The organism is Thauera aminoaromatica (assembly GCF_000021765.1).
Classification (GTDB): domain Bacteria; phylum Pseudomonadota; class Gammaproteobacteria; order Burkholderiales; family Rhodocyclaceae; genus Thauera; species Thauera aminoaromatica.
The window spans coordinates 2,222,691-2,241,839 of sequence record NC_011662.2 but is presented as its reverse complement, the minus strand read 5'-3'; the positions used below and the strand labels follow the sequence as shown (position 1 = coordinate 2,241,839).

The window sequence follows — 19,149 nt, the reverse complement described above, 5'->3', positions numbered from 1 at the left end:
CGGCCCGGGCGGTTTCGGAGTCGGGATGTGAAGGCATGATGGGCGCCATTGTATCGGGCAGGAGGGTCGACGACGTCTCCTTCGACTCCGATCGCGCGCCCGCATTCCCCGCGCCGAGATCCCCTGGCTTCACGCCGGGAACTGCTCCAGCGCAACGCTCAGCTCCGCGCGCCCGATCTCCTCGAACGCGCCCGCCCCCTTGCCGCCTTGCGCCGGCCCGACACCGCTGTAGCCCGACCCGGCGACGACGAGGACACGGTTGGAGCACGCCGGCACCAAGGATGCGAGCAACTCGTCGAGCAGGGCCTCGCTTCCGCGCCCGGGCGTGCCGGCCCCCGGTCCGCACGCGACGCGCGGCGACACCGCGGTGCCGGCGAGGACGAGCCACTGGAAGCGATCCATTGGGAGTCCCGTCTGCAGGATCTCGTCGTCGTGGATGGCGAGCACGAGGGCATCCACACGCGGGTGGGTGAGCAACATCTGCCCCGAGGCGAACATGCCACCTCCCCGCACGAGCCATTCATCGTCGATCCCGGCTCCGCGCCGGTCGCACCAGCCCACTGCCCAACCCCGCTGGCGCAGTTGCATCACGAGGACCTCGCTCAACGGCGGCGATCCCGCGTCGCCCAGCACGACTACGATCGGGATGCGTCCATCGCCACCGAGCCGCCTGCGCAGGATTTCACCGTAAAGATGTGGCGCCGTGGTCGCACCGAGCTGGGGTTGCGCATTGATCTCGCAGATCGCCGCCCCGGTCTCGAGCCAGGAGCGCGCGATGTCCGGCATCAGCACATCCACCCCGGCGAGGTCGAGCCTCAAGGCCTCCACCGCACGCACCGCCAGCGCGGCATTGTAGGGATGCACCCGCTCGTTCACCGCCACCGGCCTGCCACCGCCGTTCACGTTGGCGATGCGGCGCAGCCGGACCTCCCGGCCGCGCGCAGGAACTGCGTCTGCGGCGAGTGTCTGCGCGGCAAGGAGGCGCCTTGCCTCGTCATCGAGGCTCAGCCTTTTCAGCGCGGCGTGAGGACCTTCCCCGCGGCGCGGATCCCGATTCTCGCGCGCGACGAGTTCCTCGACGGTGGAGACGCCGTCACCGGTCACCCCTGCGGGAATCCGTTCGATGGCCCACAGCAATCTCCCATCGAGCACCGTCAGCCGGTAGTCCCTTCCGAAGACGTGCTTCTCGATCAGCACCCGAGGGGAGACCGCGCTCGCACGGGCATAGGCGGCGCGAACCTCTTCCTCGGTCTCGAGACCGGTCGACACGCCCACGCCACCATCCCGGTCCACCGGCTTGACGACCACGGGGAAGCCGAGCCGCCGTGCGACACGCACGGCTTCGTCCGCGTCCAACACCGCCTGATGGACGGGCACCGGCAGGCCCGCCTGCCGCAGCCGTGCAGCGGCGGCAAGCTTGTCGCGCGCCAGGGCGACGGCAAGACCTGGCGTCTGCAGGGTCAAGGTACTCTCCAGCCACTGGGCACGCCTGCCGTGGCCGTATTGAAAGCCTTCGAAGGCGAGCGCCATCACCGGTATGCCGAGCTCGTGCGCGGCACGCAGGAAGCGTGGCGTGTTGCCGCCGCGCGGGGCCTGCCGCCCCAGCGACGCCAGGCCCGCGCGCAGGCGTTCCTCCATGCGCTCCAGCCGCATCGGGTCTGCGACCTCGAACGCGCCTTCGAAGAGCTCCAGCACCAGCGACCATGCCTGCCGGGTCGCATCCGCGCGTCCGGGCATCACGGGGAGCAACAGCGTGGTCCGCGCCGCCGGCCCCGTCTCCCGCCTCGGGAGCTGCAACACCTCCGCGGCTTCGAATACCGCCAGCCCTGCGCGCTGCAGCAGCGCGACCGCGCACGCACCCAGCAACGCCGCCCACACGCGCCAGGCCGCCGGTGTGGGCGGCTCGGTCGGCCACGGCAGATCCTCCCCCAGAGCCTTGCGCCAGGCCTGTCCGACAACCTGCCAGACAGGTCCCGGGTCGGCGCTATCCAGCGCCCCCATCGCATCGGCATCCGCCAGCACGCTGACCAGCATGCAGGGCTGGCGCCTGCCGCGAACATGACCGGGGACGAGGCGGCAAGGCCCGCTCCCGAACAGGCGGCCCTGCCGCTCCTGCCCGGTCATGTCCGCCGCGCCGAGATGGTCATCAAGGACCAGTGCATGGCTGCACCACCGTTGGCGAGCGTGCTCACCCCGAGCTGGTCCTCGATCGCAGCCTGCGTATCGGCCGGGGTGGATGAGCGCAGATCGAAGAGTTCGTGACAGAACATCGCCATTGCGGCTCGATCCGGAAAAACCCAATGAAAATCGCGGATCGCGGCGTTCTCCACGGTCCAGCCCGCCTCGGCCAGTTCGCGGAGCGTGCGCTCGTCGAGGAAGACCCCCTCGTGCCCCGTGCTGTTGTGTCCTCCGACGTAGCCGTCGAGAAAGCGCGCCACGGCCGAGGCCGCCGCGACATCCGACACCACGAGCCGCCCCCCGGGCCGGACGACCCGATGCAGCTCGGAGAACAGCGGTCGCTTGTCGTCGAGGTGATGCACCCCCGCGAGGCTGATCGCCCCATCCACGGTCGCACGAGCCCAGGGCAAGGGCAGCAGCTGCGTGGGCTGCCCCGCCACGGCACCATGGTTCGTGAAGCTCGCGCAGGGTTCGTGACCCAGACAGGTGCAGCCGGACGGCAGATACGCCTGAAGATAGCCCCCGCCCGCCGGCACGTCGGCCACCACCATGCCCGGCGCCGGGGCTGCGGCCTCGATCGCCTGCTCGAACTCCTGCCTGCGGGCCTCCGGGTAACGCCTCATCGCGCGGTCGTAGGCCGAGCCGCGCTGGTCGAAAAGTTCCTGGTAGGTCTTGCTCAAGATTTCGCCATCATCACTTGCAGCGGCGCCCCGTGTGCGGCGCATGGGATCCGTCACCCGCACTGCCCGCCGCCGATCGAAAAAAAAGCCACGGGCGTTGAACCCGTGGCTCGAGCTTAGGACAGCGCTTGTCGAATCAGAAGGCCTTGCGCGCCCTCAGCCACGCGGTGTGGTTGAGGAAGTCGCTGCGGCCCTCGACCTCGTAGCGGGCCGAGAACTCCCAGGACTCGATCGGCGTATTGACCAGCCCCAGGCCCGCGCGCACCAGCCACGGGCTCGGATCGACACCGCGGGTCACGAAGGAAGCCCCCGGCGCGCCGGCGAGCGTGGAGGTGATCGAGGACTGCTCGTTCTCGAAGTCGTAACCCACCCCCGCATGACCGACGAAGGTCAGCGTGTCCGACAGCTCGTGCGTGATCTTGCCGTCGAGCGACAGGATCAGCTCGCTGACGGTGTTCTTGCCCACGCTGAGGTCGAGCGCGCCCGCGCCCTGCTCCTGATAGGCGTCATCCTTGATCCGGGCGTAGTCGAGGCGGACCGACGGCGTGAGCGTGGTCTTCTCGCTCATCGGGTAGGTACGCGCGATCCCGACCCCAGCCACGATGCTGCTGCTGTCGTAGCTGGAGGCGGCCACGCCGCCCGTCGTATGGCGCGTGCCGTCGGTGCTGTGACGACCGAAGCCGATCATGCCGTTGATGTCGGTGCGTTCATCCAGCGTGTGGCTGCCGTACAGCCCGAGCTGGTAGGTGTCGACATCGGCGGACTGCTTGGCCGCGCCGGTGCTGTCGACGTCGGTCTCGGAATATGCGAACAGCACGCCGACCCGGTTGGTATCGGTCACGATCGCATCCACACCGACTGCGAGGCCGGCGGTGTCCGCATCGTAGCCGGAAGCGCCGCTGCGCGCGTCCTGCTCCGCCCAGCTGCCGAAGCCCTTCAGCCACATGCGCTTGTCGCCGAGGAAGCCGTCGCCGGACGAACGCCCGAGGTTGCTGTCGACCCGCGCCTGCACCACGCGATTCGCCCCGTGCAGCGCACCGAGCGTCGCCGTGGTGACGCCACCGCTGGCGAGCGGAAGCAGCGTGGCGACCTTGTCCGCGACCTCGCGGGCATTGCCCGAACCGGCCACATCGAAGAGGAAGTCACCCAGGGCTCCCGGCTGCGAGTCGGCCGATCCGAGCAGGCCGTCGAGCACACCGGCGACTCCCGTGGCCGAACTCAAGCCGGCCGTATTCACCGCGTTGGAGATCGTGGTGAGGCCGGTACCCACGACGGAGAGATCGAGGTCGTTGGGCGATGCGTCCGAAGTCGCCATGAAATTCAGCGGCAGGACGTTGTCCGTCACCTTCACCGCACCCCGAGTGATGCCACCCTCGGCATACACCACGTCCTGCAGCACATCCCCGCTGGCGAGCGTGCTGGCCGGGTCGACCATGACGCGGACGCCGGTGCCATCGGCGAGTTGGGCCGTGCCACCGACATGTAACGCACCATAAGCGTTGTCAACGACAGCGCCCGCCTCGTCGCGGACCGGCACGACGTCGATCTTCAGCACACCGGTCGCACTCTGGGTGAAGTTGCCACCCACGTGGCTACCGCCGCGTTCCAGGGGCGATGCGGCCATCGCAGCCATTTCGACTTCGCCCTCGGCAGACTCCTCGGACTGATCACTCAGCAACCGACCGCTGTCGCGGATGTCGAGCGTTCCCGCGTTGTTCATGGCGACCTCGCCACCGAGGAACAAGCGGCCCGACATCAAGCCACCCTGAAGGTTATTGACCGTTCCGGTGCCACCCGAGGCGATGACGGAAAACACCCCCGCCGACTCGATGCCGCCACGACCTTCTGCGGTGATGGTTCCGGAGTTGTTCAAGGTGCCGTAGAAACCATCCTCCGGGACGTCCTCGCCGACCATCACGGCCAGGGTGGGCTCGCTCATGATCTCGTCGGCGCCGATCAAGACGCCTGCGACGCCACTCATGCCCGTAGCGGCAGCCTCGGCAACTGCGCTGATCGTGCCACGGTTGTCGAGCACGCCGTCGGCGCCGATGCCATGGACGACCAATACACCAACCGCGCCTGCACCTGCGGCCTCCTCGACGTTCTCGCCGTTGGCGGTGACCGTCGCGGAAGCGGATGCATGAATGGTGCCCGTGTTCGTGAAGCGACCGTCGAAGCCGTCCACCACGACGCCGTATGCGGACGCCCCGTCGTAGGATCGAGCCTCGGCCTCCTCGCCCGTGGCGACGGCCGAGAGGGTGGCTTCTGCCTGGATGGTTCCGGAGTTGGTGAAGTTGCCGGTGTAGACGCCCGGATCCGAAACCCAGATCTCGACGCCAGCCGCCTCGGCGCCTCCGGCATATGCGCTGGCGCTCGCGCCGCCATTCGCCAGGGCCGTGACCGTCGCGCGCGAAACGATGCTGCCGCCGTTGTCGAAGTCCCCGCCGGCACCGCCGAAGCTGACACCCGAGGTCCATGCTTCACTGGCCATCGCTGCCGCAGCATCACCGGTTGCCGAGGCAGACACGATGGCGCTGGCCGACACCGACCCGGTGTTCGAGACCTTGCCATCGACCACAGCGCTCCCGATACCTGCGGCGTCGGCGCCGTACGCCCCTGCGTAGGCCTCATCCTCGGCCTCGGCGACGGCTTCCGAGCGCGCCTCGGCAACAACCGTGCCGCTGTTCTCGATACGCCCTTGCGAGGACACCAGCCCGGTACCCACACCGATGGCATACGTGCCACCTGCGCGCACCGCGACGCTCGTCGAAGGCGCCGGCTCCTCTTCCATCGCGAGCAGGCTGTACCCCGCCTCGTAATCACGGCCTTGCGCGAGAGCCGTGGCTGTCACCGTGCCCGCGTTGCGCAAGGTGCCCGAGACCTTGCCGTAAGAGTCTTCGCCGTCGTAATCCTCACCCGTGCCGAAACCGACCCCCACCGCGTTTGCGTAACCATCCTGCGTGATCGAAGTGGCATCGATCGTGCCGTCGTTGCCGATCGTGCCGCTCAGATCGCCGTAGCGGATCGATACGCCACGCGAACGTGCGGTCGATGCCTCGGCGCGCGCCGAGATTTCACCGTTGTTCTGCAGCGTCCCGGAGACGTTGTAGCCGACGCCGACCCCGTAGGCGCCGGCGTAGCCATCCTTGCTCACGGCTTCGGCAGCGATCTCGCCGTCGTTCTGGATCGTGCCGATCAGGTCGCCGGAATAGGTCGAAACACCGTAGGCGTGTGCATAGCCCTCCTCGGCCTCGCTGCGGGCGCCGATGCTGCCGCTGTTGGCGAGCTTGCCAACCAGATCGCCGGTGACGACGCCATAGGCCTTCGTGTAGGTCGAAGAGCCGCCTTCGCCCGCGGTCCGGACGGATTCCGCGCGGATCGTCCCGGCATTGTCGATCGTCCCGCTCATCGATCCGTAGGCTCGCACACCGTAGGCATTCGCGTAGCCGTACTGGTCGCCGCCGCTGACCTCGGTCCGGGCCAGGATCTCGCCCGAGTTGAGCAACTCTCCGGTCAGATCATCGCCGACATGCACGCCGACGGCCCACATGTAATCCGAGTAGGAGGAATAGCCACCCTCGGACGAGCGCGTCGCCGTCGCATGAATCGTGCCCGTGTTCTCGAGCGAGCCGGTGAGATCCTCTCCGATGGAAACCCCGTAGGCGCGGACGTAGTCGTTGTAGTTGCTGCTGCCTTCAGCGCTCTGGGCATGGGCCTCGATGGCACCACTATTGGCGAGCGCCCCGTTGAGCGATCCACGGATGCGGACGCTCTCGGAGTCGGTGAAGGAATACGACGAACCTCCGGCACTATCCGCCCGGGACTCGGCGCGGACATTACCCGAGTTGGTCAGCGTTCCATCCACATCGCCATCGATCGAGACGCCATAAGCCCCGGCGTACCGGTAGCCACTGCTCGTGACGTTCTGAGCGGACACCTCGATCGTGCCCGCGTTTGCGAGACTCCCGCCGAGATCCCCCTGATCAGTACACCGTAGCCGTCGCCGTAGCCATCTCCCTGGCCGGTGGCAGAGACGGAGACCGTGCCGGTCGACGCGTTGACGACACTACCGGAAACCCGGCCCTCGAACAGCACGCCATAAGCATAGGCGTTGTAGCCCTCGGCATCGGCCTCCAGCGTGCCCTGGTTCGCGAAGTTGCGCGCGTAAGGCGCCGCCTGCACCTCGACCCCGATCGCGGTCGTTCCAGTGGCCACGACGCTCCCGCCGGCCGCGACGGTCACATCGACGTTCTCGTAGCATTGTGTCGAAGTCTGCGCGTCGGTGAGCGGATTTTGCCCCTCACAGGACTGGGCTGCGGCGAGGCCGGGCCCCATGAAAAGCGCTGCGATCGCGGTGGCCAGCGCCTTCCTGACCGACGAGGGCTTGCCCTTCGCCGAAGCATTCTCTCCAGCGACGATGTACGCGTTGCGCGCGTCGCTCCAGACGATACGATGACTCTTGTTCATGACGTCAAGCCTCCCTTAGAGAAGTCACGAGAAACACGTCCATCGACCCAGCCAGGGGGTCTCCGGATCAATCGTATGGCGCCAGTCTTCACGCTTGTTTCTCGCCCCCATCGCGACTTTAAGTCTTCTTCGGCACCAAGGTGTAGAAACGATCTCTTATCCAGAAACATACTGCAACAAGATCCGATTGCATACCCTGCATGGGCGGAAACCTCACATGCAACGCATGAACGCAACACTCGCGAATCCTCTCCTTCCTCCGCCCGTGCGCATCGCACTCGCGCTCATGGCAGCCGGCGCCATGAGCGCGTGCGCGCCGTCCGGGCTCGAAGCGCGCCGGACCGAAGCGCGGAGCCTCGCCGCGCATGCAGGCTGGGAGCGTGTCGCGATCGACAGCGGACGCTTCGTGCTGATCGCTCACCGCCCCCATACCGTTCGGCGCGTGGACACGCTTAGCGTCTATATCGAGGGTGACGGGCTGGCCTGGCTGAGTCGCTCGGAGCCATCGCGCGACCCCACGCCGCTCGATCCGGTTGCCCTGGGCCTCGCGCTGCGCCAACCCTCGGGGGCCGCGGTACATCTGGCCCGACCCTGCCAATTCACCCTCGACCCCGAGCGCCGCAACTGCAGCAAGCAATACTGGACCTCCCATCGCTTTGCCGGCGAGGTCGTGGATTCGATGAGCCGCGCGATCGATCGCCTCAAGGCGGATCAGGGTGCGCAAGGGCTGGAACTGGTGGGGTATTCGGGCGGGGGGGCGATCGCGGCGCTGCTCGCCGCGCGCCGCGGCGATGTCGAACGTCTGATCACCGTCGCCGGCAACCTCGACCCTGCGGCCTGGACACGCCTGCACCGGATCACCCCGCTCGAAGGATCGCTGGATCCGGTCGATGTGGCGCCCGCGCTCTCGAAGCTGGAGCAGATCCATCTCGCGGGGGCGAAGGATCGCGAACTGCCCGCTGAACTCGCCGAAGGATGGCTGCGCCGCTTGCGCACCCCCAGCGCGGCCCGCCTGCAAGTGGTTCCCGACTTCGACCATCACTGCTGCTGGGTCGAGGCCTGGCCGACGCTCTACCCGGATCCGGCCCCCCGCCCCGACCCGGCGCGCTGAGCCTCGTTCGGTCGCGTGCGCACCGACTCGTCGGCGGCGAGCGCTCGACGGCCCTCGACGGCCAGGAACCGGAGTTCCCCGAGCAGGGTCTCGAGCATCGCCACCGCCGCCGGGTAGTCCCCCGCAGCCGCGCAAGAAAAGAGCTGCGCGATCCGCTGCTCGTAGTGCGCCGGACGCTGCGGCAGGCGGGCGATGACCAGGCTGCCCCCCTTCTCCAGAACCGGATACACCCCATTCACCGCAAAGACGAGGAGGTTGGCGAAGAAGACGAAGCCCGAGCACAGCCCGACGAGGTATTGAAGATCCAGCCGACGGGAGATCTTCGCCGCATGCGTGACGGTGATGTCGGCCTGCTGGAGGAAGGTATCGACGAGCGCGGCCCTGAGCGCGACCGGGAAAGGCGTGGCGGCGGCGCGCAGGCGCTCCAGGTGTCCGTCGGGGTCGCTGCACACGATCAGATGGACGACATGGCTGATCAGCCCGGTGCTCAAGTCGCCATGCGGAAAGAGCTGCCGGATCGACCAGGTGAATGCGCCCTCCCGCGCCTGCCCGATCTCGCGCTCGATGGCCAGGAGATCCTTCTGGAAGATCTCGAATCGATGCGTACCCAGCCTCCCCGACACGAATCCCGCGGGATCCCTGAGCTCGCAAACCCCGGCGCACGCACGAAGCGCGTCGAGGATCTCCCGCGCATCGACCCGTTCGCCGCCACGCCGGAACAGCACCAGATCGAAATCCGAAGCCTCGGAAGCGATCCGCAGCCCGCGCGAGCCGCCGATGCCAACCCCGACGACCCGATCGAGCCCCCCCAGCGCGCGGATCAGCTCATCCATGCCCGAGGCCTCCGCCGGTCCCTGTCATGCCCGGCTCAATCCAGCCCGCTCGCCCGCAAGCCGCTCGTGATGCCCTTCAGCGAGCCGGCCACCTTCACCTGCTGCCTGCCGGCGTTGCCGTAGAACTCGAGGTTGAGCACGCGGCCGGCCTTCAGTGCCTCGATCATGCCCGCGTCGAGCGGCACCGTGGCGATGCAGCCCTGCGCGACACAGGTCAGCGGTGTCATGGCGAAGCCGTTCTTGCCATCGACGTCGCCCCGGATGCCGTTGGGCAGGTGAATGCCGAGCGGCACGACCACACTCATGCCGACCCCACCGCCCTGGGGCGGACGGCTGATGTTGAAGCGCACCGAGCGCTTATCCCCCTCGCCGAAGGAATGCACCTGCACCAGCGCACAGGCCTTGCTCGCACCGGAAAGCGCCTGGCATTCGTAGACCCAGTCGCCGAAACGCTCCCCCTGCGCGACCTGCGCGCGCAACATGGAGGGGGCGAGCAAGAGCGACAGGGACAGCAGCAGCGGAATCGCGCGCGGGGCTCGGGCCTTGAGCATTGGACAGCTCCTCTGGTCGGGGTGAAAGCGTGTTTTCATTCTTACCGAAGCTCGCGGCCACTGTACAGCACATCCGGCAGCCCGCCCGCCAGCGCCACGCCACGTGCGGCGCGCTTCCCGGCGGCCGGCAGCGGGCACGTCGCCCTACGCGGCCCTTGCGCTGCGCATCGACCGGCAGACGGCGACGGCGAGCAGCACGAAGACCGCGCCGAGCGCCGCGAGGGCGATCGGGCTGGAGACGAAGATCGCAAAGTCGCCCTGCGAAATTGCCAGCGCGCGGCGGAAGTTGTCCTCGACCAGCGGCCCGAGGACGAAGCCGATGAGCACGGGTGCCAGATGCACCCCCGATCGCCTCATCCCGTAGGCCACCAGGCCGATGGCGAGGGCCGCCCAGACGTCGAAGGCACTGCCGCGCACACCGAAGGTCGCCACCGCGATCAGCACGAGGACGAGTGGATAGAGTCGCTGGGGCGGCAGCCGCAGGATGCGAACCCAGACCCCCACCAGCGGAACGTTGAGCACGAGCAGCAGCAGGTTGCCGATCACGAAGCTCGCCATCAGCCCCCAGAAGAGCTCCGGATTCTCGACCGCCAGCAGCGGGCTGGGCACCACCCCATGGGCCGACATCGCGCCGAGCATGAGAGCCATGGTTGCGCTGCCGGGGATGCCCAGCGCCAGCGTGGGCACGAAAGCCGTCTGCGCCGCCGCGTTGTTGGCCGCCTCGGGGGCCGCCAGCCCGGCGATCGCGCCGCGGCCGAAGCACTCCGGGCGAGCAGAAAGACGACGCTCGAGCGCATACGCGGCGATCGACGCCAGGGTGGGTCCGGTGCCCGGCAAGGCACCAAACAATCCGCCCAGCACGCCCCCGCGCAGCACCGGCCCTGCTGCACGGCGCCACGCCTTCCAGCGCGGGAGCGCGCTGCGCTCGCCAATCCCGCCACGCACCACAGGCAAGGCGCCGAACATCGACAGCATCACCTCCGAAACGCCGAAGAGCCCCATGGCGAGCACCACCAGCGGAATGCCGTCGCGCAGTTCCGTCAGCCCGAGGGTGAAACGGGCCACGCCGGTCTGGGCGTCGGTACCGACCATCGCGAGGCCGACCCCGGCGAGCATCGCCACCATGCCCGCGGCCAGACGCCCGCGGCCCACGGCGGCCGTGCAGACCAGTCCGAAGATCATGATCGCGAAGTATTCGGCCGGCCCGAGCATGAACGCGAGCCCGGCGAGCGGGGCGGCCATGGCGAGCATCATGCCGATGCCCACGACCGCGCCGCCGAAGGACGCTCCCGCACTCAGGATCAGCGCCTCGCGGGCACGCCCCGCGCGCGCCATCGGGTGACCGTCGAGACATGAAACCGCGGAAGCGGGCGTTCCCGGCACGTTGAGCAGGATCGCCGCGATCGCCCCGCCGTACTCGGAGCCGTAATAGACCCCCGCCAACAGCACCAGCGCCGCGGTTGGCGACAAGGCATGCGTGAATGGCAACAGCATTGCGACCGCGGCCAGCGAGCTGACCCCGGGCAACACGCCGACCAGGGTTCCGAGCGCCACCCCGATCAGGCAGAACCAGAGATTGCCCGGCGACAGCGCGACCTCGAACCCCGCCATCAGGCCGCTCAAGGCATCCACGACACCCCCGCAAAAGGATTCCTGAAACTCGCCGCGGGGAGCTCCAGCCCGACGCCGAACATCGCTGCCACCAGGCCCGCCAGCAGTACTGCCTGCAGGAGCTTCCCACGCCGCTCCCAGCGCGCATCCCCAGCGCTCGCAAGCAGCGCAGCCGCGAAGGCGGCCGGCACATAACCCAGCACGGGCGCGAGCGAGGCGAAACCCGCCAGTCCGGCGACCGCCGCCCACACGCCACGCAGACCCGCGTCGTCCCCCTCGCGCGGGGTGGAGGAATCGTCCGCCGACATGGACCATGGCCGCAAGCACGCCAGGGCTGCGGCGATGAGCAGCGCCGCCCCCGCGAGCGCGGGGAACGCCCCGGGCCCGAGGCGTCGCAAGGAACCCAGGCCCAGCGCGGCGCCCCCGAGCACGAGCCACGCACCGAGGCCCGAGAGCGCAAGCAGCACCAGCGTCCACAGGCGCGCTTGGCGATCCGGCCCCTGCCCCCGCACGCGGCGGTCCTGCGTCGGAGTCATGGCCGGCACGCCCCCGACGGTGGCGCGGGGGGCCGCATGGCTCTAGAGTTCGACTCTGCGGTCATCCACTTCCTCCCGAGCGTGATTCATGAACCGACGACATTTCATCGGCGCCCTCGCCGGCCTCGCGGCAGCGCGCGCCCGAGCCGGAGAAGGAAACGGCGTCCGGATGATACCGGAGCGGCCGACCCTCCTCGTCGCGGTCGCCGCCGGTGGCGGCCCCGATTCGGTCGCGCGTGCGATCGCTGGGCATCTCGCCGACCGGCACGGCATCCATGCACGCATCGTCAACCTCCCGGACGCCAACGGCGAGCGGGCCCTGGCGGATTTTCTCACCCTGCCGGCAGACGGCAGCACCTGGCTGATCGCGGCCGACAGCCTGATCGTGGTGAATCCCCGGCTCTACCCGCGCGAGTCCGCCGACCCGCTGCACGGTCTTGCACCGGTCGCCCAGGTCGGCAGCAATTTCTTCTTTCTCGCGGTCGGGGCCGAGGATCCGATCCGGAGCATGGCCGAGCTCGTGCTCGAGGCGCGGGCGGCGGAGCGCCCACTGAACTACGCGAGCGGCGGCATCGGCAGCATGCACCATCTCCTCATGGCCGACCTGGCGGCACGCCTCGGACTGCGGCTGAACCACGTTCCCTACAAGGGCGGAGGAGCCGCCGCGACCGGTCTCGCGCGCGGCGACGTGCGAGTCGCGTTCGCCGGCGCCTCCGCCCTCCCGCTCGTGCGGGCGGGCAAGCTGCGGCTGCTCGCAGTCGCGGCGCCGCAACGCTCGCCGCGTTTTCCGGATCTGCCCAGCCTCGCCGAGGTGGCGCCGGGTTTCGACGGCACGCTCTGGTTCGGCTGGTACGGCCATGCGGGCACGCCGGCACCGATCCGGGACGCGATGCGGGGACTGCTGCAGGAGGCAATGGCCAGTCCGCAAACGAGCGCCGCACTCGACCGCCAGCACGGCGGCATTTCCCCCAGCTTCACTTCCGGGCCGGCCTTCGACGCGCTGATCGAGCGCGAACGGGAGCGCTTCGCCCGGCTGATTTCCCTCCTTCCGGAACAGACGCGATGAGCCATGCACAGGCCCCCCGCCCGCTCGCGCCCGCAGGCACCGGTCCGCTCGCCGAACCTGTGCTCGAATCGGCTCCCTTTGCCCTCGAGATCTCGCGCTTCGCCTGTCGCTGCGGCGCGCAAGGGGATTCCTGCCAGCCCTACCACGGCTTCTGGCAGTACCTTCGCCTGCTCGGGCTGGGAAAGACGATGAGCGGCTTCAGCGCCGAATTCGTCGCCGCGATCCGGCAGGCCGCCCAGACCCATCGCGGCCCCTCGTTTCGCGTCCTGATCAGCGGCTGCGCCGACTATTCCGCCTACGCCCATGTGCTTGCCGGCTGCGCCGGCCTGTCGGTGCAGCCGCGCGTGACCGCGCTCGACCTCTGCGCGACCCCGCTGATCCTGAGTCGCTGGTATGCACGCCGGCACGGCGGCGACCTCGCTGCGGTCTGCTCGGACATCCTGGACCATCGCCACCCGGGAGGCTACGAGCTGATCCTCACCAGCAGCTTCCTGGGCTACTTTCCCCCCGCCCGGCGCGCGGAGCTGTTCTCGCGCTACGCGGCGCTGCTCGCGCCGGGCGGTCGCCTGATCTTCACCACCCGGCTCCGTCCCGGCGCGGAAGACCAGCTCGTACCCTTCGGGCCGGACCAGAAGGAAGCGCTCGTGCGCACCGTCGTCGACTCGCTGACGGAGCTTTCCGGCCTCGGGCTGGACCGGAGGGAAGCCGCGCAGCTCGCCGCCGCTTACGCCGACCTTTGCGCCTCGTATCCGGTCAATGGCGAAGCGAGCCTGCGCCGGCTCGCCGAAGCCGCGGGCCTGCTCTGGCTGGACTGCGACCGGCGGCGCTCCGAGGCAGCCCGGCCCGGGGTGACCGGGCCGACAGTCGGCGCAGCGGAATACCTCTTCGTTACTCTGGGACGTCCCGCCTGAGCACGCGGGCAAGGCCCCTCACCGGCGCAGGTGCGGCTCGATCATGGGCCGTATCGCAGCGAGCGCGCCGCGTTCGGCCGCGCTCATCGCCGTCTCGTCGGCGACCCGAAGGCTGTCGAGCACGTCGCTCGGGAGACCCAGTCGCAGGATGTCGGGCGCCGACATCAGGCACGCCGCGGAGCCGACATCGGCCCGGCACAACAGGGCCTGCGCCGCCGCCAGCGCGTCCTCGAACGGCATGCTGACCCGAGCTCCGCGCAGGACGAGGCCATGACGCGACGACACGCCATCGACCTCGCCGTGCTGCAGCAGCCGCGCCGAAAGGCCCGCGTGCCAATCCTCGCGGTCCGGACAGACGACGAGGTGGACCGGGATGCGTCCGTCGCCCCCGACGAGCTCGCGCACCACCGCATCGAGCACGCCCGCGTGGGAATTGCCCCCCATCTGCGGTTGGCCGTTGACCTCGCAGATCGCCCCGCCCGCCTCCAGCCAGGATCTGGAGACATCCTCGATGATCAGATCCACGCCGGCCAGATCCAGCCGCAATGCCATCGCGGCGTCCACCGCGAGCTGCAGATTCGCCGGATGGACGTCGCCGAGCGCACAGGGGCGGTTTTCCCCACCGGCATTGATGTTGTCGCGCCGCCGCAAGCGAATGTACTCGCCGGCTGCGGGCACCGATGCGGGCCCCATGCCTCGGCGCGCCAGCAGATCGAGCGCCTCCGCGTCCAGGCTCAGCAGGGGAGCCCCCGCGCGCTGCGCGCGCCGCCTGTGGATCTCGTCCTCCAGGCGCCGCTCCACGAGAGTGGCCACAGCGGACACGCCATCGCCCACCACGCCCCCCGCCACCCTGCGCATCACGCGGACCACCCTGCCCTGGAAGACGGTCAGGCGGTGCGTGTAGCCCTCGACATGGCGCTCGACGAGGATCGTCCGCGACAGGGCGCTGGCCGCGTCATACGCGATGCGGACCATCGCATCGTCGGACAGCCCGGCCTGCACCCCCGCCCCCTGCTCCTGGTCCGCAGGCTTGACCACTACGGGGTAGCCCAGCGCACGGGCGGCCTCGACCGCGCCTTCCGGCGAGCGCACGACCACCTGCTGCGGCACCGGGAGGCCCGCGGCACGGAGAACTTCCGCGGTATGCACCTTGTTGCGGGCGATCCCGAGGCCGATGCCGGACGTCCGGTCGGTGATCGTGCTCCTCATCCAGCGCGCCTTCCGCCCCTGACCGAGCACCAGTACATCATGCAGGAGGCGCCCCACAGGGATCCCGGCGCGGTAAGCGGCAAGTGCGATGTTGATCGGGTTGATGCCGGGGATCGCATGCGCGCCGAGCATGCGATCCAGCTCTTCCAGCGATTCCTGCGAGCTGCGCCCGTCCTTGCTCCCGGCCTGCCCGCCGGTCGCGCGTCGATTCACCTCGGCCACCACCCAACGCAACGCACGCTCGGTCGCCGCAGGCTGGTCCGACGGCAGCGCGACCCTGAAGACGCGCACATCCGCCACGGTCCGGATCAGGGCACGATGGCTTCTCCACGACACCGGGACTCCCGCTCGTCGCTGCAACGCGCCGACGCAGCGAAGGATGCAGTCGATCAGGCACTCGACGCCCGAGGCGCCCGCCGCCCGCTCCCCGCCTGTCGACGCTTCGTCGGCGAACGCCGCCAGCATCTCCTCGACGATGCCGGCACGCCCCTCGTCCGTCAACACGAGTTCTCCGGCGAGTGCGCCCTGTTGCAAACCGAAGGCGGCTCCGCGCAGCCATGTGAAGCGGGTGCCCACCCGAACCAATTCGACCATGATCTCCCCTGCCGTCCGATGGAATCCTCACCCGCCCCGGCGGTTCAAGACGCAGTCCCGCTGGCGTCCCAGGCGCGGCACAGGGCGATCAGCCCGGCCACCTCCGCATCCGCGGCCTGCCGCGCTGGCGAACCGGCCGTCCGGATGTCGCCGTCGATCACGACGACGCGGTCGACCCGATCCAGCGGGATCCCCGTCCGCAGCAGCTCGAGCGTCTGCACGACAAGGACCAGCGCGCCCACCTCGGCGCGCAGCGTCAAGGCACGCACCCTTGCATGCAGCCCATCGACCGCCAGGCCGAAGGGTTGGCCGTCGCCGCCCAGGGTACGCACGTCACTGCTCAGGACCGCGGCCATGCCGGCCTGGAGCAAGGTCCGCCAGCGCGCTGCAGCCGCCTCCCAGGCGGCCGCCCCGCCCACGAATACCTCGACGGGAATCCGCCCACGCCCATCGACCAGGCGGAACAGGTATTCCTCGACGTAGCGCCGCGATATTTCGCCACCGCCCAGCAGGGGAGCGAAATTCACCTCGTTGAGGATGGCGCCGTTGGCATGCCACGGCGCGGTGATGTCGGGGCTGATCATGTCCACCCCGGCAACCTCCAGGCCGAAGAGGCGTGCGGCGGCAATCGCGGCACGCACGTTCTCGGGATGCAGCGCATGGGTGACTTCCTCATCCACGCCCCCCGAGGCCGTGGTCTCGATACGACGCAAGGCGACGAACCGGCCGGCACCCGGCACGTCCTCCGGCCCCAGGCCCTGGCGCGCGAGCATCTCGAGCGCGCTGTCGTCCAGCGCGCAAAGCGGCGCGCGCTTCCACGGTGGCAAACCCATCCGACGCGCGCACTCGGCATCGACCAGGCCCCCGATCGAAGTCCTGCCATTCCCGTACACGCCGGCCGGGAGCCGCCTCACGGCATACAGCAGACGTCCCGCAGCAACGAAGATCCGATGGCAGACCCCCGGCGCCTGTCGCTCCACCAGAACCCGCTTGCCCGGCGAGCATTCACGAGCCGTCGTGTAAGCCCGCGCCACTCCCTCGTCATCGCCCACATCCACGCTCACCCCTTCGCCGCGATCCCGATCGACGGGCTTGACGACCACCGGATAACCCAGGCTGCGGGCTGCCGCGCGCGCTTCTTCCGCCGTCATGACGAGCCGGTTCACCGGCGCCGGCAGTCCGGCCGCACGCAACAGTTCGGACGCCATCCATTTGTCGTGCGTCCAGCGCATGCCGAAGACCGAGTCGCCATCGGTCGTGCTGCGCTCGATACGCCTCGCCCTGCTGCCCCAGCCGAGCTGATACACGCCCCTTCCAAGGGGCCGGAAGGGAATATCCAGCCGATAGGCTGCGCGCAAGACCTCGAGGGTCGACTTTCCCGCGGGCATCAGCTTTCCATGGGGCTGCAGAAGCTCGTCTCCGATGGCCACGAAGACACGCTCGCGGTCCTGCGGGCTGCCCGGATCCGCGCCCTGTGCAAGCTGTGCGATGCGGAATGCGATCCCGACCACCTCCATGCACGCCGTAGCGGAGACGAACTCGGGTCCCGGACACAGGAACGCCGCCCGCCACCGCCGCCGATGTTCGTCGACCGGAGCGCAGTCGATGAGCTCGAAGACGTCGAACACCGGCACGCGGACCAACTGCAGGAACAGCCGCGCCAGACGCAGGACCTGCTGCAGCCAGTACCGGGCCGTGTCTGCGTCTTCGCACCCCTCGGACGGCCTCGTCCCGAGTGGGGCGTCCTCGCCCAGCAAGGCCATCCAGGCGTCCAGACGGTTTGTGGCTGGCGCGATCGGCGGTGCGAACTCGATCTCGAAGCGGGTCTGCAACTGACGCGGTCTCGACCAGTGGCGGCGCGCCCCTTGCGCCCGACCGCCCTCGTGTGCCCAATCGTGGCGCTCCAGAACCGCCTCGAGCGCTTCGCGCTGCACCTTGCCTTGTTCGCTCCGCGGGATGCGGTCGACCCAGATCACGTCGTGCAGGGCATGGCGCCCCAAGGCTGCGCGGACATGGGCGACGAGTTCATGCGCGCTCGGATGCGTTCCAGCTTCGGGAACCACCAGCGCGACCGGGACATCCTGCAGCACGCGATGCCGCAGGGGCGTGGCCAGCGCATCGGCCACGCCCGGATGCCGCCGCAGGCACTGCTCGATCTCGGCTGGATGGAGATTCACGCCACCGACGATCATCATGTCGTCCATGCGCCCTCTGTGCACCAGCTGTCCGTCGGCCGTCAGATGGCCGATGTCCCCGGGATAGAACCAGCCCTCCGCGAAGGCCTTGCGGTTCGCCTCCTCGTCACCGAGATAACCGTCGATGACCATCGGCGAGGCGATCCGCACCCGTCCGTCCACCCCTGCCGGGACCGGCTGCCCGCGCTCATCGACCACCTCGATGCGGATGCCGGGAAAAGGACGCCCCACGCCGCCGCTCGTCCGGTGAACCTCGTCCAGTCGAGTCAGGGTCGCGGTGTGGCTCTCGTTCGTCCCGTAGAAGACATGGATGCGGGGGGTCAAGCGTCGCCGGATCTCGTCGCGCAGCGCCATCGACACCGTCGAGCCCCCCACCATCAGCGCCTGCAGCCGGGCGAACGCGCCGGTCGCCTCCGCCGGAAGCCGACGCAGGAGGGTCTCGATGTGGCAGACCATGGCGTGGATCACCGTCACCTCGCCCTCGGCGACTTCACGGCGAAGGTCCACGCGGCCGGGGGTGTCCAGGAAGATTCCCGCCCCGATCGCCATCGCCTCCAGGCAGCGCTGCTTCGCGGAATAGAAATGCATGCTCACCATGGAGCACAAGACGTCCTGCGCGCCATAGGGCAGCCAGCTCGGCCCCAGCCTCGAGCGCAGGCATTGCTGCCGGTGCGTGACCGGCATGATCTTGGGTCGCCCCGTGGAGCCGGAGCCCGTCACATAGATCCACGGCCGATCCGCCACCTCGCGCGCCGGCTCGGGCGTCATCGACGGCGGGCTTCTCTCGAGCATGGACCAGGCGAGGACCGGGAGCCCGCCGAGGTCCGCTCCAGTTCGACGACCGTCGTCGGCGAGCGCCCGACCAGCCCGCGTGAGCGCCAACAGTCGCCCACGCAACGCATCGGGCAGGGTGCGCGGGACACTCACCACCGTCGCCCCCCGATGAGCGACCGCCAAGGACGCCACCAGATGATCGAGGGGGTCGTCCAGACATAGCGCGAGCACGTCCCCTCGCGCCACTCCGGCGTTCGCCAGGCCCGCGGCCACCGAGCACACCCTCCGCCCCAAGGCCCCATAGCCGAGCACTTCATCGCCATGGCGCACGGCGAGGGCCTCCGGGCGACTCGAAGCCTGCTGCAGAAGCAGATCGACAACATTCATGTCCTGCGCGAATCCTTGAGCGGGAAAACAAGGCTGCGTGCGGCTC

The 19,149-nt window shown here is 69.2% G+C and carries 13 protein-coding genes; 3 read left to right on the top strand and 10 right to left on the bottom strand.

Annotation, left to right across the window (positions count from 1 at the left end):
- Positions 1–129 precede the first annotated feature (129 nt).
- From TMZ1T_RS09835 to TMZ1T_RS09820, 4 genes are all read right to left on the bottom strand, one after another.
- Positions 130–2,034 (bottom strand): ATP-binding protein, encoded by a 1,905-nt coding sequence (locus TMZ1T_RS09835; protein WP_041589835.1) that lies wholly within the window; start codon positions 2,032–2,034, stop codon positions 130–132.
- Positions 2,035–2,120: 86 nt separating this feature from the next.
- Positions 2,121–2,858, bottom strand: coding sequence for a class I SAM-dependent methyltransferase (locus tag TMZ1T_RS09830; protein ID WP_261789191.1), 738 nt, complete (start codon positions 2,856–2,858; stop codon positions 2,121–2,123).
- A 136-nt stretch (positions 2,859–2,994) separates the two neighbouring features.
- A complete protein-coding gene (locus TMZ1T_RS09825) occupies positions 2,995–6,795 on the bottom strand; it encodes an autotransporter outer membrane beta-barrel domain-containing protein (RefSeq protein ID WP_144312154.1) in 3,801 nt (1,266 codons plus the stop codon).
- Positions 6,708–7,325, bottom strand: coding sequence for an ESPR domain-containing protein (locus TMZ1T_RS09820; protein WP_012585297.1), 618 nt, complete (start codon positions 7,323–7,325; stop codon positions 6,708–6,710). The genes TMZ1T_RS09825 and TMZ1T_RS09820 overlap by 88 nt, the downstream gene beginning before the upstream one ends.
- A gap of 217 nt (positions 7,326–7,542) precedes the next feature.
- On the opposite strand from TMZ1T_RS09820, the gene TMZ1T_RS09815 reads away from it, so the two are divergent.
- Positions 7,543–8,436 carry a hypothetical protein gene (locus TMZ1T_RS09815; RefSeq protein WP_012585296.1) on the top strand — a complete coding sequence of 298 codons (894 nt, stop codon included), beginning with the start codon at positions 7,543–7,545 and terminating at the stop codon, positions 8,434–8,436.
- Here the strand turns inward: TMZ1T_RS09815 and TMZ1T_RS09810 are convergent.
- From TMZ1T_RS09810 to TMZ1T_RS09795, 4 genes are all read right to left on the bottom strand, one after another.
- Entirely contained in the window at positions 8,397–9,269 is an 873-nt protein-coding gene (locus tag TMZ1T_RS09810; protein ID WP_012585295.1) for a hypothetical protein, read from the bottom strand. The two genes, TMZ1T_RS09815 and TMZ1T_RS09810, sit on opposite strands and share 40 nt — an antisense overlap.
- Positions 9,270–9,304: 35 nt before the next feature.
- Positions 9,305–9,820 carry an invasion associated locus B family protein gene (locus TMZ1T_RS09805; RefSeq protein ID WP_004300025.1) on the bottom strand — a complete coding sequence of 172 codons (516 nt, stop codon included), beginning with the start codon at positions 9,818–9,820 and terminating at the stop codon, positions 9,305–9,307.
- A 144-nt stretch (positions 9,821–9,964) separates the two neighbouring features.
- Positions 9,965–11,452: a tripartite tricarboxylate transporter permease gene (locus tag TMZ1T_RS09800; protein WP_004300026.1), complete on the bottom strand. Its 1,488-nt coding sequence runs from the start codon at positions 11,450–11,452 to the stop codon at positions 9,965–9,967.
- Positions 11,440–11,967: a tripartite tricarboxylate transporter TctB family protein gene (locus tag TMZ1T_RS09795; RefSeq protein ID WP_012585293.1), complete on the bottom strand. Its 528-nt coding sequence runs from the start codon at positions 11,965–11,967 to the stop codon at positions 11,440–11,442. Before TMZ1T_RS09795 ends, TMZ1T_RS09800 begins: the two co-directional genes overlap by 13 nt.
- An 88-nt stretch (positions 11,968–12,055) precedes the next feature.
- Here TMZ1T_RS09795 and TMZ1T_RS09790 point away from each other — a divergent pair, with 88 nt between their 5' ends.
- Positions 12,056–13,033 carry a tripartite tricarboxylate transporter substrate binding protein gene (locus TMZ1T_RS09790; protein ID WP_012585292.1) on the top strand — a complete coding sequence of 326 codons (978 nt, stop codon included), beginning with the start codon at positions 12,056–12,058 and terminating at the stop codon, positions 13,031–13,033.
- Positions 13,030–13,944, top strand: a complete 915-nt coding sequence (locus tag TMZ1T_RS09785; protein WP_012585291.1) for a class I SAM-dependent methyltransferase — start codon at positions 13,030–13,032, stop codon at positions 13,942–13,944. Before TMZ1T_RS09790 ends, TMZ1T_RS09785 begins: the two co-directional genes overlap by 4 nt.
- A gap of 18 nt (positions 13,945–13,962) precedes the next feature.
- On the opposite strand, the gene TMZ1T_RS09780 is transcribed toward TMZ1T_RS09785, so the two are convergent.
- Together TMZ1T_RS09780 and TMZ1T_RS20245 are read right to left on the bottom strand one after the other, a co-directional pair.
- Positions 13,963–15,747, bottom strand: a complete 1,785-nt coding sequence (locus TMZ1T_RS09780; RefSeq protein ID WP_012585290.1) for an acetate--CoA ligase family protein — start codon at positions 15,745–15,747, stop codon at positions 13,963–13,965.
- A gap of 44 nt (positions 15,748–15,791) precedes the next feature.
- The gene (locus tag TMZ1T_RS20245) at positions 15,792–19,103 is read right to left on the bottom strand and encodes an AMP-binding protein (RefSeq protein ID WP_012585289.1); all 3,312 of its coding nucleotides are present in this window, start codon (positions 19,101–19,103) and stop codon (positions 15,792–15,794) included.
- Positions 19,104–19,149: the final 46 nt, after the last annotated feature.

Bases quoted from the DNA above. Each gene is read 5' to 3' on its own strand.
- TMZ1T_RS09805 (WP_004300025.1), bottom strand. From the start codon at position 9,820: ATGCTCAAGGCCCGAGCCCCGCGCGCGATTCCGCTGCTGCTGTCCCTG.
- TMZ1T_RS09790 (WP_012585292.1), top strand. From the start codon at position 12,056: ATGAACCGACGACATTTCATCGGCGCCCTCGCCGGCCTCGCGGCAGCG.
- TMZ1T_RS09780 (WP_012585290.1), bottom strand. From the start codon at position 15,747: ATGGTCGAATTGGTTCGGGTGGGCACCCGCTTCACATGGCTGCGCGGA.
- TMZ1T_RS09795 (WP_012585293.1), bottom strand. From the start codon at position 11,967: ATGACTCCGACGCAGGACCGCCGCGTGCGGGGGCAGGGGCCGGATCGC.
- TMZ1T_RS09820 (WP_012585297.1), bottom strand. From the start codon at position 7,325: ATGAACAAGAGTCATCGTATCGTCTGGAGCGACGCGCGCAACGCGTAC.
- TMZ1T_RS09835 (WP_041589835.1), bottom strand. From the start codon at position 2,034: ATGCTGGTCAGCGTGCTGGCGGATGCCGATGCGATGGGGGCGCTGGAT.
- TMZ1T_RS20245 (WP_012585289.1), bottom strand. From the start codon at position 19,103: ATGAATGTTGTCGATCTGCTTCTGCAGCAGGCTTCGAGTCGCCCGGAG.
- TMZ1T_RS09815 (WP_012585296.1), top strand. From the start codon at position 7,543: ATGCAACGCATGAACGCAACACTCGCGAATCCTCTCCTTCCTCCGCCC.
- TMZ1T_RS09785 (WP_012585291.1), top strand. From the start codon at position 13,030: ATGAGCCATGCACAGGCCCCCCGCCCGCTCGCGCCCGCAGGCACCGGT.
- TMZ1T_RS09810 (WP_012585295.1), bottom strand. From the start codon at position 9,269: ATGGATGAGCTGATCCGCGCGCTGGGGGGGCTCGATCGGGTCGTCGGG.